Origin of the sequence: Dokdonella sp., assembly GCF_049593775.1 — a bacterium.
Taxonomy (GTDB): Bacteria; Pseudomonadota; Gammaproteobacteria; order Xanthomonadales; family Rhodanobacteraceae; genus Dokdonella.
In genome coordinates this window covers 1-14,086 of record NZ_JBAWHJ010000321.1, presented here as the reverse complement: position 1 = coordinate 14,086, position 14,086 = coordinate 1, and the positions used below count along the sequence as shown (strand labels likewise).

10 protein-coding genes and 1 pseudogene are annotated in these 14,086 nt (G+C 59.8%); 2 read left to right on the top strand and 9 right to left on the bottom strand.

The features are described from left to right. Window positions 1–64 precede the first annotated feature (64 nt). The 9 genes from WBP53_RS11250 to map all read right to left on the bottom strand — a co-directional run bounded on the left by WBP53_RS11250 (window position 65) and on the right by map (window position 12,458). The gene (locus WBP53_RS11250) at window positions 65–1,906 is read right to left on the bottom strand and encodes a hypothetical protein (RefSeq protein ID WP_423928939.1); all 1,842 of its coding nucleotides are present in this window, start codon (window positions 1,904–1,906) and stop codon (window positions 65–67) included. Between the two features lie 258 nt (window positions 1,907–2,164). After that, window positions 2,165–3,373: a hypothetical protein gene (locus tag WBP53_RS11245; RefSeq protein WP_423928937.1), complete on the bottom strand. Its 1,209-nt coding sequence runs from the start codon at window positions 3,371–3,373 to the stop codon at window positions 2,165–2,167. 3 nt (window positions 3,374–3,376) lie between these two features. Continuing rightward, window positions 3,377–4,003: a hypothetical protein gene (locus WBP53_RS11240; RefSeq protein WP_423928935.1), complete on the bottom strand. Its 627-nt coding sequence runs from the start codon at window positions 4,001–4,003 to the stop codon at window positions 3,377–3,379. A gap of 39 nt (window positions 4,004–4,042) precedes the next feature. Further along, complete coding sequence (locus tag WBP53_RS11235; protein WP_423928933.1) at window positions 4,043–5,908, bottom strand: hypothetical protein; 1,866 nt, start codon at window positions 5,906–5,908, stop codon at window positions 4,043–4,045. Between the two features lie 339 nt (window positions 5,909–6,247). Continuing rightward, window positions 6,248–7,390: a succinyl-diaminopimelate desuccinylase gene (gene dapE / locus WBP53_RS11230; RefSeq protein WP_423928931.1), complete on the bottom strand. Its 1,143-nt coding sequence runs from the start codon at window positions 7,388–7,390 to the stop codon at window positions 6,248–6,250. Window positions 7,391–7,525: 135 nt separating this feature from the next. Further along, complete coding sequence (locus WBP53_RS11225; protein ID WP_423928929.1) at window positions 7,526–7,888, bottom strand: Spx/MgsR family RNA polymerase-binding regulatory protein; 363 nt, start codon at window positions 7,886–7,888, stop codon at window positions 7,526–7,528. A gap of 2 nt (window positions 7,889–7,890) precedes the next feature. Then, on the bottom strand, window positions 7,891–8,712 hold the full coding sequence (gene dapD / locus WBP53_RS11220) for a 2,3,4,5-tetrahydropyridine-2,6-dicarboxylate N-succinyltransferase (protein ID WP_423928926.1): 822 nt from the start codon (window positions 8,710–8,712) through the stop codon (window positions 7,891–7,893). Between the two features lie 328 nt (window positions 8,713–9,040). Next, window positions 9,041–11,677 carry a [protein-PII] uridylyltransferase gene (gene glnD / locus WBP53_RS11215; RefSeq protein WP_423928925.1) on the bottom strand — a complete coding sequence of 879 codons (2,637 nt, stop codon included), beginning with the start codon at window positions 11,675–11,677 and terminating at the stop codon, window positions 9,041–9,043. 10 nt (window positions 11,678–11,687) lie between these two features. Next, entirely contained in the window at window positions 11,688–12,458 is a 771-nt protein-coding gene (gene map, locus WBP53_RS11210; protein ID WP_423928923.1) for a type I methionyl aminopeptidase, read from the bottom strand. 309 nt (window positions 12,459–12,767) lie between these two features. On the opposite strand from map, the gene rpsB reads away from it, so the two are divergent. Both rpsB and WBP53_RS11200 read left to right on the top strand, forming a co-directional pair. Next, window positions 12,768–13,736 (top strand): 30S ribosomal protein S2, encoded by a 969-nt coding sequence (rpsB, locus tag WBP53_RS11205; RefSeq protein WP_423928921.1) that lies wholly within the window; start codon window positions 12,768–12,770, stop codon window positions 13,734–13,736. A 212-nt stretch (window positions 13,737–13,948) separates the two neighbouring features. Then, window positions 13,949–14,086: pseudogene (locus tag WBP53_RS11200) on the top strand (translation elongation factor Ts); the annotation flags it as partial.

The following is a 14,086-nucleotide window of genomic DNA, read 5'->3' as shown; positions in this document are numbered from 1 at the left end:
CGGTAGAAACACGAAAACGCGCGAGGCCCGCTGGCCTCGCGCGCTGAAATGGCGCTGGTAGCGTCTACTCGAAACCGTGCACGAAGATCGTGTCGTTGGCAGGAACGAGAACGTCGGCAGCGAAGGTTTGCGGGACTCCACTCTCTGCTACATGCAGGTTGACGCCGCCTGGGCCCGACGGACTGTCGGCAACGAACGAGAAGCGATACATCGTGCCCCAGTTGAGCGGATTCAGCACCGCTGGCGTGTTGGCTGGCGGATTCGGGTTCAGCGGTGCCGACCACCTCAAGGTGCCTCCGGCATTCGATACGGTCCAGTCGTTGCCCGGATCCATGTCACCATCGCTGAAACTGAAGCTGCTGACAGTGATACCGGCCGAGACAGGCAGGCTGAATTGATCGAACCCGAAGTTGTGCACGACACGCAGGTTGGGCTCGCTGCCTTCCGTGAAGGGCCGGGCAAAGTCGTAATTCATCACTACATAGTCATAGCGCCAGGAACCCCCGCCAAGGTCGAACACCTTGACGCCCACCTTGGTATGGCCTTCGCCGCTGACGATCTCCATTTCGAGTTTGCTCGATGCCGGCGTGGCGAGTTCATACCAGCGATCAAACCCCGATCCCAACCGATAGTTGGTGCCAGTGCCAGTGTTCCAGACCGACCCGCCCCAGCTGGGCGTCACCGATTTGGTTGCCATCGAGTTGTAGATGTTGATGTCCTCTCGAGCCAGGTACCAGGATTCGAACAGGTAGCTGGCGCCCGCATTGAGGCCAGGCGCAATCTGGGACTCGGCAACGATCAGGCGTTGCGAATAGTTGCCATTGCCGGACGAGTTGGAGCCGCCATCGCAATTGGTGTCATAGATCGATCCACAACGCCCCCACTGGTTGGTCGCGGGGATGATTTCCGAGCGCGGTCCAAGATCGCTGTTGCTGTCGTTGTTGCCAGTGCCATAGGTATCCGAACACTGCAGTCCGAGGACGTGAGAGTTGCCGCCGTGTCCGGATGCGCATCCCTGATTGGTTGTAAGGAATGCATGCTTGACGCCGGAACGGCCAATCTGGTCGATGCTGCCATCAGCATTCACACGGTACATGTTCCAGATCAGATAGGGATGCTGGTCATTTCCATACGGTGCAAACGTGCCCGAGAACTTCTGATACCACGGGATATCCGCAGTCCACAGCGCCGTACTCGTTCCCATCGGATCGCCGGGAATGGTTGCAGCGATCGAACCGTTGTTGACGTTGTTCCTTAGCGTCGAGCTCGGCGTGAAGACGACCTGACTGGTCGGAGAGACGCCGGTGCAACCGGTACAACGACTGTACTGCGGCGTGAATACCTGCATGAACAAGTCGGCCTGATAGGTGCCGCCGTTCGGAGCGGGCGTGCCATGCCAGTCATAGACTCCGCCACCGTTCGGTGCAGCGCCCGACCCCTGATGCAGCACCTGGGTGGTCATCTGCATGTCGGCGATGGCCCAGTTTGCGACTTCCGGGTGACCAATGCGGGTTGCCAATGCCTGACTGATACGCAAATCCATTTCCCGAACCGCGAGGATCCGATTGTCCTCGACGATTTCGTACATCAGGCGATCGACGTAAAACCACGCCTGTCCATCCGCTCCAACCAGGTCCAGCACAAGTGGATCGCTGTCGCGGGTGCGAATGCGAAAGTCGGTCAGATCGATGTCGCCCGACGGACTCTTCAGCACATAGCCACCGCGCGCCTGCAACGAGCCGGCAACAAACGATTGCAGGTTGCCATTGCCAACATGGAACTCGAGGCTTCCGGCCTGGCGCAGTTCGAAACGCTCATGCTCGCGCCAACTCATGTCCGGCAGTCGTCCGCTTGGCTGCTCGATGATCAGCCCCAGGTCACCGGCCAGATCACGATTCCAGCGCACGCCGACAGTTCCACCCCAGGCGGACCAGCTTTGTTCTGAGGCCACATTGCTTGACGAATGTGTCGTTGACGATTGCCCATGCACAAGCGCGCTGGCAGCAACTAGAGCTGTTGTTGCCAAGCCGAACAAAGCAATTCGGGACATGGGCTTCATGTGAACCTCTCGATTGATATTCGGATTGAATGTTCCAGGACGTGCTACTTGCGACTGGCTGGCGGCGAGCATGCCGACTAGCCAGAGCAAGTATTGATGCCGGTGCTACAGCGCGCTGAACACAGCTCCAGGAACGAGCACATCGAATCCGTCGTAAAAGATGAACTCGGCCCATGGGCCAATCGGAACCAGACTGGGTCCCGCGTTCTTGCAGACCATGGAATCCTGCGGAATGCATCCCCCACCGCTGCAGCCGTTTGGCCAGCTGTTGGCCGTCGCATCGCGGACCGAAACGCGGTAGTAGATGGCCTGATTGTTGTTGGCGATGCTTTCGCCGTTAACAAGGGCATTCTGATCCATTGTACAGTCAAACAGATTGTAGTTCGGATTGTCGCCGTACTCGCCACCGTGCGCCTGGGTGGCCATGAAATCTGTCGTGTGAAAATTTCGGCCGGATTCGTTGGTGGCGACAGCGTAGTCGCTGGCACTCGGCACGAACCGGTAGCCGTTTCCGGTTGTCGGGTTTCTGACCTCCCAGGTGGTCTGGCCGCCACCGGGGCCACCCGTGGCATCACGCAAGTCCGAAAATTCGGCGGCCTGATCGATACCGTTGATGCTGACGACGTTGTTTCCCTGGCCATCGATATCAAATTCGAAGCGCCAGTAGTTGGTATGCCAATGGGTCACGCTATTGAACGTGCCGTTTCGATTGCCGAATCCGAACGAGGGCACCATGCGCCCATCCCGATGGAATTCGAAGCGCGAGGAATACATGTACCAGTCCGCACGGTACTGGGTGGTCAGACGGACATATGTACCCATGTCCTCGATGGCGAGACCCTCAGTACAGTTGTAGCCCGGCGCAACGGTCAATCCATACGGGCAGGTTCCGTAGGATAGAGTGGGATTCTGCGAGCGATCGCAAGCCGTAATGGCAGGTTCGCCACCACCGGGAATGGTGCCGAGCTGGTTCTGTACGACAGCAGCAGCAAGGACCGAGGAGGTGTCATCCTTCCAGTCGCGATAGCAATCGCCTCCCTGTCCGCCCTTGTACTCCGCAAACAACATCGGCGCATGCGCTCGACGCATCACCAATTCGCCATTGCGATAAACGTTGCGCAGCTCCATGCCGGAGCCGCGCGGCGACACGCTGTCGTCTGGACCGAGCCAGCACATTTCCCAAACCGGATCGACTGCCGGCCAGCTGAGCTTGACCTCGGGAGCAACGCAAGTCGGCGATCCGCCCGCCTGGGCAACGGATGCCGCGGTCGTCTGCAGCGCAAATGCTGCGAGAACGAAGAGGATGGTTTTCATCGGTTATGGCACCTCGTTGTGTTCGGACAATTTCTTGCCGGATGGAACGTAGTTGGGATAGACGACCTCGTCTCGCATGAGGTCGACTACTGAATGAAGTACGGTCGTCTGGCCATCCCCAATGTAGGCAACGGCTCGAATGCAGCGCGAACCCTTGTCGCACCAGGGATCTCCAGGTTCACGCATGGCAAAACCGCCAGACCAGAACAATACGCCGGGCTTGTTCACGATATCCCGGGTTCTCGGATCGGATCTGACCAACGCCTCGACTCTTGCCGCTTCCGCAGAAGTCAGGCTCAGGTCCGCACCCGGCGGCTCCACGGTGCTGATCAGCTTGCCTTCGGGATCGTAGGTATGAACCACGTGTACGCCTCGACCATAGTCCCAGCCATGGGTAACCACGCAACGTTCATCAGCGCGTCGCTGATTCTGGTCGGGGCAAAAGTCGGTTACCCGCCTTGATTCAACATAGCCGGTCATGCGTTCGGAATGATCTACAGATGCAGCCGCAGATTCTACTTTCGATGTTGAGCTGACACTGGGGGAATTCGCGCAGGCACTCAGAAATGCCAGGCCAAAGGCGACCAGCGCCGCTCGCGACCAGACGATATCGCGCGGGGCTGCAATCAAAAGGATTCGAGATTGAATTGAGCTATTCATCATTTCCAATCAGTCAGGTGTGCTCACGGTCGAAACAGTGCCCGCGGTTTCGGGCGGTGACTTGCCGTAGGTTGCGCTGTTCCACAACTGGTACATGTATTCGCCGCGACTGAGCGATTGCGGCCCCACGTCAAACGGGCGATCCGGTCCGCCAGAGCACAAGGTGTTCTCGGCCGGGATGGCCGGAGCGGTTATGGCCTGGTCGCGCAGGAATTCAATGTAGTCCTTGCTCGATATCTGGAACTTCAGCTCGGCATCAATGCGGATCGGCACGGCCGTACCCGCTGGCAGGACGAACGTGTAATCGGTGGTGTCGTAGTTCACCAACGTGCCCGAGCCCGGCGAGGTTTCCGGATACGTATAACCAACGGGGCGAATCTCGTCCCCGTTCGGATCGCCTGGACTGACAGGCCGGAAGCCCAGCGGCGGTATGCGATTGTCCTTGTCGATGCAATCATTCAGCACGAAGTGAAACTGTTTCTTGCCGGCGACCTCGGTCTTGCATTCGCCAGGCGCACCCGGCGTCCAGATGCCTTGTAGCGTCTCATAGACTTTGGCTTGGGGATCGAGGGTCAATTCGCCGGTCAGCTCGTCATATGCGGCACTTTCCGCAATCAATTCATCAGTATCGCTGACAGCTTTCACGTTGAGCCACATGCGACGCCCCTCGCCATAACCCGTCGGCAATTTGTGTCCGCTGAGATTGGTAACCTTTACGCGCACGCCAATTGCCCCGGGCGTGCCAGCCGTCGGCGCCGTGTAGGAGAGAATGGTGGCCTCTACGTCTGCACTCGAAGCAAGCATCGCCTGGGCGCTGGCAATCGTTCGATCGTAATCCGCTTCGCGCCCGAAACCCGTGATCGCGTTGGCATATTCGAGCTTGATGATGCCGGGCACCCAAGTGTTGGCGCCAGCGAACTCGTGAACTGGCAGATTGCCCGTGCGAGAACCTGATGGATTCTGATTGCACGCCCTTGCTGCCGGGTCTTCACTGGAGCGCATATGGCAATCCTGGCATTGCTGGGCCAGTGCGAATGCCGGGGTGCCTGAAGGTCCTTCGCCGAGACCATCACGATAGATCGTGTCCGAGAACAGGCTGGCCTTCCATTCCGAATAGGTGCGTTCGATTGGCATCGGCCGTGTGGTGGCTACGCCGCCCTCGAGCACGAGAGTCTTCAACGGACCTTCGTCGGTGTCCGGTGTAGTCACGTCATGGCAAGTTCCGCACAGGTCCGAACTTCCGTGGTACTCAGACTGGACCCAGCCATGCGGCGGATCCAGCATGCCATCGCTGTAGGAGAATGGTCCACGTCGGCAGGGCCCGCCATAGCTCGAGCCATCCGGATTCATGCAACTGGTTGCATCATCGATCCAGATATTGGCGTTTCCGATCATCCCGGCCTGCCCACCCGGGCCTGTCGGCATCATGCGGTGGCAAAAATGGCAAGTCACGCCAGCATAGTCGTTGCCCTTGCCGTCAAAGTCGTTGTAGTCGCCCGTCAACTGGCAGCCGCTGGCACCGCCAGGGCCGGTCAAGCCACCCGATGTGTTCTTCACCACGCGGCCGTTCAACCATCCTGGCGGAGTGTGACAACGCAGGCAGAAATCACCGGCTCCAGGAAAATCCTTGTTGGCAACGTCCAATGCGGCCCAGAACAAGGGGTCACGCATCGCATTGGCCATCATCGAACCACCCCAACTGCTGTGCGGCATGTATTGCGAATCGGTAGCGTTGAAGCCCCGATGGCAGGACGAACATGCATCCGGCTCTTCCATCGGCCACGCCAATCCAGGCTGAGTACCATGCGGCGTGAAATCGATGGCGTGGACGCCGGATGACAGCAGGGTCATCGCCAGGATGATCGCAAGCTTCATAAAGAATCCCTGTCGGAATCGTGAGCCCTGAAAATCGGAAAGCAAAGTCGTTTCCCCTAGAAATTTGCCAATCGGTCGTGCCGCGCAAAGCGCAAACCCGGTACAGCGAGAGCGAACATGAATCCTGCATCGAGCGAACCCGCAGACCTGAGCTGGATCGGCTCGAGACACTCCTCTCGAACCCTTCTCAGTGGTGCTCCATGCCCGTCCGGTTCCGACACGAACGGCAAAACATCCCGATTATTACCACGAAACCGGGCCGAAAATCACCCGTCAATGTGATAAACGGTCGATACAACCTGATTGAAGCGAATTCACTTCACAGAGCATTGCAAGTGCTCACGACTGGCCTCTAGCGGAGAAAAGACGCTCAGCGACCTCAAGATAGAGGCCAGGTAATTGCTCAAGTTCGTCGACACCGACGCACTCGTCAATCTTGTGAATCGTTGCGTTCGTCGGGCCCAATTCCACCACTTCAGCCCCCAGAGGCGCAATGAAGCGCCCGTCAGACGTTCCACCCGCCGTACTGGCGACAGGTGTCATTCCACACCGACTCTCCACGGCCAAGTTTACCGCGTTTCGCAGGTCGCCTTCAGGAGTCAGGAACGGCTCGCCCGAAAGATCCCAGACAATCGAGTAGTCGAGCGCATGTCGCTGCAGACACGCCTCGACGCGCTCGCGCAGCCCATCAGCCGTACTCGCTGTACCAAATCGAAAGTTGAACGACACCTGCAGGCTTCCCGGGATGATGTTGTTGGCACCCGTGCCCGAGTGAACGTTGGAAACCTGAAAACTTGTTGGAGGAAATCCCTCGTTGCCCTCATCCCAGCGTGTTGAGGCGAGCTCCGCCAGCGCCGGTGCCGCGGAATGGATCGGGTTCGAGGCCTTGTCCGGATAGGCCACGTGCCCCTGTATCCCTCGCACTCGAAGATGGCCGTGGAGCGACCCTCTGCGCCCGACGCGAATCAGGTCACCCAACCTTGACTGTGATGACGGTTCGCCGACCAGACACCAGTCGATCCTCTGTTTTCGGCGACGAAACTCTTCTGCAACCCGGCGTACGCCATCGATGGACGGCCCCTCTTCGTCGCTGGTCAGGAGCATGGCGACAATGCCATCGTGATGTGGGTGGCGGCGAACAAAATCCTCCAGAGCCAACACCATTGCGGCCACTCCCGACTTCATGTCGGCAGAGCCGCGACCGTACAACATGCCATCGCGAATCACAGGTTCGAATGGCGGACTCGTCCACTCTGACTCCGGCCCGGCAGGCACTACATCGGTATGGCCGAGAAATGTCAGCACCGGCCCACCACTGCCATGCGTCGCCCAGAGATTGCGGACCTCGCCGTAGTGCAGGTTCTCGATCGCAAATCCGACCCCGGCTAACCGTTCGGCAATGAGCGCCTGGCAACCGGCATCTTCCGGGGTTACCGATGAACGCCTTATCAATTCACATGTGAGGTCGAGTATTTCGGACATAGCCTGGAAATCGGGATTGAGAATGAGTTTTGGAACTGCGCTGCGCGTCTGTTTCCTGACGCTCGGGAAACGGACTGGCGCAATGGATCCAGCCGGCAACAACGGTTCGGCTATTCATCGCGCTCCGGCATCTGCCTACGCGTCTTTTCCCAACAGCTGCGCGTACAGCTTGTCGCTGAACCCCAGATGCACGGATCCATCGTCAAGCACCAGCACCGGTCGTCTGACCAACGCAGGATATTCTCGAATCAGCAGGCTCCATTCGGCTGCCGAACCGGGAGATTTCCTAGCCGGCGCAAGATTGCGCCATGTCGTGCTGCTGCGATTCACCAGTGACTCAAAGCCGCCCACGGCATCGGCCCAGAGCCTGAGCGTAGCCGGAGCAGCAGGTTGCTCTCGATAGTCGATGAACTGGTACTCGATTTCGTGGCGGCCCATCCACTTGCGTGCTTTTCGACAGGTATCGCAATTGTTCAGGCCATGGATCTCGACTGCCATGCTCAGGCCCTCAGTAATTCGTTGATGGCCGTTTTCGATCGGGTTTTTTCATCCACGTGCTTGACGATGATGGCTGCATACAAGCTGTGACTGCCATCTACGGCTGGCAGCGATCCCGCAACAACGACACTGCCTGCCGGCACGCGGCCATAGCTGACCTTGCCGGTGGCACGATCGTAGATCTTCGTGGACTGGCCGAGGAACACGCCCATGCCAATTACGCTGCCACGCTCGACGACAACGCCCTCCACCACTTCGGAACGCGCACCGATGAAGCAATCATCCTCGATGATGGTCGGACCGGCTTGCAGGGGCTCAAGCACCCCGCCAATGCCGACACCTCCGGAAAGGTGCACGCGCGAACCAATTTGCGCGCAGGACCCCACCGTGGCCCAGGTGTCCACCATCGTTCCGGACCCGACATGCGCCCCGATGTTCACGTAGCTGGGCATCAGCACGGCTTCGGACGCAATGTGGGCACCGCGCCGCACCAGTGCACCCGGGACGACACGCGCACCGAGAGCGGCAAATTTCTCGATATCGGCGCCAAGGAAACGTAGCGGAACCTTGTCCCATGCATTCATCGGCCCGCCATCCATCACGGAGTTGGCGTTTATCTTGAAGTACAAGAGCACGGCCTTCTTGAGCCATTGGTGCACGACCCAGTTGCCATCCGATTGCGGCTCCGCCACACGCGCTTCGCCGCTCTCGAGCATGTCCAGTGCGGATTCGACGGCTGGGCGGATGATTCGCTCGACCTCCTTGGTCGCCAGGTCGGCGCGCCGCTCCCAGGCTGAATCGATGATTTTTTCAATGCTTGGCATGGCGGGCTTTCCGGTTTTCCTGTTGACTCAAGGCAACGTTGATCAAGTGGCGCAATCGTCACGACTCCTGTCTGCGTGCAGCTCGCGGCGCGCTGGCGCAGTTGAACTGACCGTCCTTCAAGGCACCGCAACAATGAGATGCGCGCAGACAGGCGTCGCCTTGCCGATACTAATCTATTGAAACAGGTGGCTTTCAGGAGGCCAGCCAGCCGCTCCGCGATGCTCGTCAAGGCGACCAGCCTTCATTTCGCCTCGCAGCACGGCTGGCAGACCTTCTGAAAGCCGTGACTATTGTGCCACTTGATCAGCGTTGCCTTATATCGAGCTGCTAGAGAAGAGCCGCACGCAGGGATGCCTGGCTTGCTTCGTCCAGGAGTTGGTCATTCTCGTCGCTGATGCGGAAAAAGTCCTCGACGCGCTCACCGAATGTGGCAATCCGCGCATCATGCACGCGCACGCCGAGCAAACGAAAGGTCTGTGCAACCGAAGCAAGCAGTCCCGGACGATCCGTGCAGACCAGGCCGAGGCGAGTACGCTCGGCCACAATACTGAAGACGATGCGAGGCACGATATGGAAATGCCTCAGCGTGCGCGGCAAGGCTCGGCGAACGGGCTGCTCGCTGAGCTCGGCCATGCTAAGGGCCTGGCGCAACGCCGCTTCCAGGCTTGCGACGCGGCTTTCATCCAGCAGTGGCTTGCCGGCCTGGTCGAGCACGAAAAATGTATCGAGGACCATGTCCGAATGAGCCGAGATGACGCGAGCCTCGACGACATTCAGATGCGCACGGTCCAGCACCGCGGTAATGGTTGCAAACAATCCATCCCGATCTGGTGAATAGACAAAAACCTCGGTGGTGCCCCGAACTCCGAGAGGATTCAGGCGCACCAGCGGTTGCCCGGGATCATCGTGCGCAGCGATGGATTCCGTCTGCCACGCAATCTGCTCGGGCCGATAGCGCAGGAAACTCTCCTCAGGAAAGTCGACCCAGATCCGGGCAACCGTCGCAGCCTCTATGCCTTTGGGTTCCAGCAACGCCTCAGCCTTGCTGCGCGTCTCGGCTACGCGCTCTTCTGCCTTGGGTAGTTCACCGGATTCTTCGCGCAATACGTAACGGGTCGCCGAATACAAGTCAGACAACAGGCGATCGCGCCATGTGTTCCAGAGTTTCGGGCTGGTGCCGTTGATGTCGGCGACCGTCAACAGATACAGGTAATCGAGTCGTTCCCAGTCATCGACCTGCTCGGCGAACCGGTGTACTACTGCCGGGTCAGTGATGTCCTGGCGCTGTGCGGTGACGCTCATGAGCAGATGCCAGCGCACCAGCCAGGCGACCCGGTTGATGGCGGCCGGACTCAGGCCGAGACGCACGCAAAAAGCACGCGCATCCTCTTCGCCGAGTACCGAATGATCGCCTCCGCGACCTTTCGCAATGTCGTGGAACAATCCGGCGAGAAGCAGCAGGGCTGGCTGCGGAATCCGCTTGTACAGGGTATGGGCCAGTGGAAAGTCCCGGGCACCCTCGTCACCGGCGAATCGCGCAATGAACCGGAGCACGCGCATCGTATGCTCATCCACGGTATAGACGTGGAAAAGGTCGTACTGCATGCGACCGGTGACCTTGGCAAACCCGGGAATCAGCCGGGCAAGTACGCCATGCCGCGCCATCGCAGCAAGCGCCTCGACCGCTTCCGCCCCGCGCTCGAACAGGTTACGCAACGACACAAAGACTTCCGGCTGATCGAAATCCAGGCGTGGGTTGGACAGGGCCAGGCGCACCTGGCGCAACGCATGTGCACGCAATCCACGCACCCCCGCCTCGCTGGCCAACAGGGCGTATAGCTCGATCAGGGCCTGAGGTTCATCGTGCAGGCGATGGCTGCTGTCCACATCCAGACGGCCGTCGATTCGCAGGAAGCCGCGCCCCAACGGTTTCGCGTTGGCTGGCGAAACCGCCAGCATCTCGTTGCAGCGAGCGAGCAGCTCCTCGTTGGTCCCGGCGATTCGACGTGCCGCGCGGTAGTAGTCCTGCATGCACTGTTCGACGCCCAGATTGTCGGCGTGTTCGTCACGATAGCCAAGCATGTGCGCGACTTCGCGCTGGTAGTCGAACAGGAGTCGGTCCTCGGCCCGGTTCGCGAGGAGATGGAGTGCATAGCGGATGCGAAACAGCGTGGATCTGGCAGACGCCAGGGCCTCGGTTTCGGTCGCATCGAGCAGGCCGGCATCAACCATGTCCGGCAGGCTGATTGAGCCGGCTGTTTCATGCCCCAGCCAGGTGATCATTTGCAGGTCGCGCAGTCCGCCTGGCCCTTCTTTCAAATGCGGCTCAAGGTTGTAAGCCGTATCTCCGAAACGCAAATGACGTGCCGCTTGCTCGGTCTGCTTGGCATCAAGAAAGGAAGCCGCCGACCACAGTGGGGCCGCGTGCCCGAAGAGTGGAAGCTTCGCGGCAAGATCGGGCGAACCGGCCAGATAGCGCGATTCGATCAAGTTGGTATAGACGCTGATGTCCTGCCGGGCCAGGGTTTCGCAGCATTCGAGGTCACGTACGGCCATGCCGGGCTTGATGCCCAGATCCCACAGGCAGGCGCAGAACGTCTCGATGGCGCGGACCACCCGCGGCTCCGGCGAAGCCGCAGTCAGGATCAGAAGATCGACATCGGAGCCGGGAAACAACTCCCGACGTCCAAATCCGCCGACCGCGATCAACGCAGCCTCAGCCGTCTCGCCGAGCCAGGAGTGCCAGGCATATACCAGTACGCGCTCGACCGCCGCCGTTCGTGCCGCAACGATCTCCTCAGCGTCGGCATGATCACGGAACGCTCCGGCCAGGTCCCGGTCGTAGTCGACAAGATACTGGCGCAAGGCCAGTCGTGCGGGGCCCACCACCCCAACACGCGGTACCGGCTTCGCCAGTCGTGGCAGGGCTGGCACGCGCACGATGGATGCGGCCACGCCGGTCATTGGATTTCGCTCAGGCGGCCGCTGCGGGCCAGGGAGTCAGGATTTCGAAGCCGTCATCGGTAACTGCAAGCGTGTGCTCCCACTGCGCGGACAGGGAGTGGTCTCGCGTGACCACGGTCCAGCCATCCGGCAACAGTCGGGTCTGGGGCTTGCCCGAATTGATCATTGGCTCGATCGTGAAAGTCATCCCCTTCTTCAGTTTCAGGCCGGTACCAGCGGTACCGTAGTGAAGAACCTGCGGATCCTCGTGGTAGATCCTGCCGATGCCGTGTCCGCAATACTCGCGAACAACCGAAAAATTGCGGGATTCCGCATATTTCTGAATCGTTGCGCCAATATCGCCCAGCGTGGCGCCCGGGCGCACGATCGAAATCGCTTCGAGCATCGCATCCCGAGTTACCTCGACCAGCCGCCGGGCCAGCACTGACGGCTCGCCCACGAAGTACATGCGACTGGTGTCGCCGTGCCAGCCGTCCTTGATCACGGTGACATCAATGTTGATGATGTCGCCGTCCTTGAGCACTTTCGAATGAGTCGGAATACCATGGCAGATCACATGGTTGACCGATGTGCACACGGTCTTCGGAAAGCCCTTGTAGCCGACGTTGGCAGGCACGGCGCCTTGAACGTCAACGATATGGTCATGGCACAGCTTGTCGAGCGCCTCGGTAGTCACACCGGGCTTGACGTGGGGCGCAATCATCTCGAGCACTTCGGCAGCGAGGCGACCGGCAACACGCATTTTCTCGATCTCGTCGGGAGTCTTGATCGTAACGGACATGGTTTCTCTGGATGCGGGGCGCTTGTGGCAAGCACCGGGGACAGGCTACAATTCTACGGCTAAGTCGACCCGCTTGCCCAAGTGGCTGTTGGCAAACGCAAAAATGGTTCCGCGATTCACCTGCAGAACCATCAATGGCGGACAAGGGTAGTCAAATATCCACGTCAGGCCAAATCCGCACACGTATCGTCACCGTTTTCGGGGTGCCTTTTCGAAGGTCGCAAACGGCGGATATGTGGAGGTCTCAACCCCGGGCATCACCGTACACCACACAAAAATCGTGCGGCTGCCCAAGATTGGAGCTATACCATGCCTCAAGTCACCATGCGCCAGATGCTCGAAGCGGGCGTCCATTTCGGCCATCAGACACGTTACTGGAATCCCCGCATGGCGCCGTACATCTTCGGCGCACGCGGACGCATCCACATCATCAACCTCGAAAAGACCCTGCCGCTGTTCAACGATGCGATGAATTTCGTATCGGGACTCGCACAGAAGCGCGGCACCCTGCTTTTCGTCGGCACCAAGCGTTCGGCACGCGAAGCGATCAAGGAAGACGCCATTCGTTGCGGCCAGCCCTACGTGGCGGCACGCTGGCTCGGCGGCATGCTGACCAATTTCCGCACGGTCAAGCAGTCGATCGCTCGGCTCAAGGAAATCGAGGCAATGTCCACCGACGGACGCTTCGAAAAACTCGTCAAGCACGAAGTGCTGCAGCTTACTCGTGAACGCGAGAAGCTCGAGCGCTCGCTGGGCGGCATCAAGGACATGGGCCGTTTGCCAGACGCGATCTTCGTTGTCGACATCGGCCACGAGAACATCGCCATCCTCGAAGCCAAGAAGCTCGGTATTCCGGTCGTGGCCGTGGTTGATACCAACTACGACCCGAGCCTGGTCGACTACGCCATCCCGGGCAACGATGACGCAATCCGTGCTGTGCAGCTTTACACCAGCGCCGTCGCCGATGCCGTGCTGGAAGGCAAGGCAGTCGCACCGGCCGTCGCGGTGAACTCCGATGAATTTGTCGAAATGGATGCCGATGGCAATCCGATCGCCAAGGACAACGATCGTCGCAAGCAGGCTCCCCGTGGCAAGCCGCCGGCCAAGCGTGGCGCGCCGTCCGGCGCACGCCGCACGGGACCTGGAGCTGGACCGGCCAAGCCGCGCACCGAAGCCAAGCCGGCTGAAGCACCTGCTGCCGCCGAGGCAAAGCCCGCTGAAGCGCCTGCTGCAGAGGCAAAACCTGCCGACGCTGCCGCAACGCCGGCCGCCGAGTAAGTAACAAGCCTGCCTTTTCAATTTGAGAAGGTAGCGACGTGGTCGCTCCGACCCTGACCGGGCTCGGAGCAGACCCGCCCAGTGACGCAGCACTCCAGGAGACGCTGGATCACGCCCCTTCGTGTGGGTCGTTTTCCGTACGAACCTGAATTGCATGCGCCTGTCCACTTTCGCGCGACAGTGTGCTCGCGCCAAGCTGTGAGGTTTAACTGATGGATATCACCGCCCAGATGGTCAAGGAACTGCGCGAGCGTTCCGGCGCCGGCATGATGGAGTGCAAGAAGGCACTCACCCAGAACGATGGCGACATCGAAGCCGCTATCGAATGGCTGCGCAAGTCGGGTCTGGCC

What these genes read in the sequence shown, in the direction of transcription:
- WBP53_RS11235 (WP_423928933.1), bottom strand. Translation starts at nt 5,908, where the DNA reads ATGAAGCTTGCGATCATCCTGGCGATGACCCTGCTGTCATCCGGCGTC.
- WBP53_RS11225 (WP_423928929.1), bottom strand. Translation starts at nt 7,888, where the DNA reads ATGGCAGTCGAGATCCATGGCCTGAACAATTGCGATACCTGTCGAAAA.
- glnD (WP_423928925.1), bottom strand. Translation starts at nt 11,677, where the DNA reads ATGACCGGCGTGGCCGCATCCATCGTGCGCGTGCCAGCCCTGCCACGA.
- dapE (WP_423928931.1), bottom strand. Translation starts at nt 7,390, where the DNA reads ATGTCCGAAATACTCGACCTCACATGTGAATTGATAAGGCGTTCATCG.
- dapD (WP_423928926.1), bottom strand. Translation starts at nt 8,712, where the DNA reads ATGCCAAGCATTGAAAAAATCATCGATTCAGCCTGGGAGCGGCGCGCC.
- WBP53_RS11245 (WP_423928937.1), bottom strand. Translation starts at nt 3,373, where the DNA reads ATGAAAACCATCCTCTTCGTTCTCGCAGCATTTGCGCTGCAGACGACC.
- rpsB (WP_423928921.1), top strand. Translation starts at nt 12,768, where the DNA reads ATGCCTCAAGTCACCATGCGCCAGATGCTCGAAGCGGGCGTCCATTTC.
- map (WP_423928923.1), bottom strand. Translation starts at nt 12,458, where the DNA reads ATGTCCGTTACGATCAAGACTCCCGACGAGATCGAGAAAATGCGTGTT.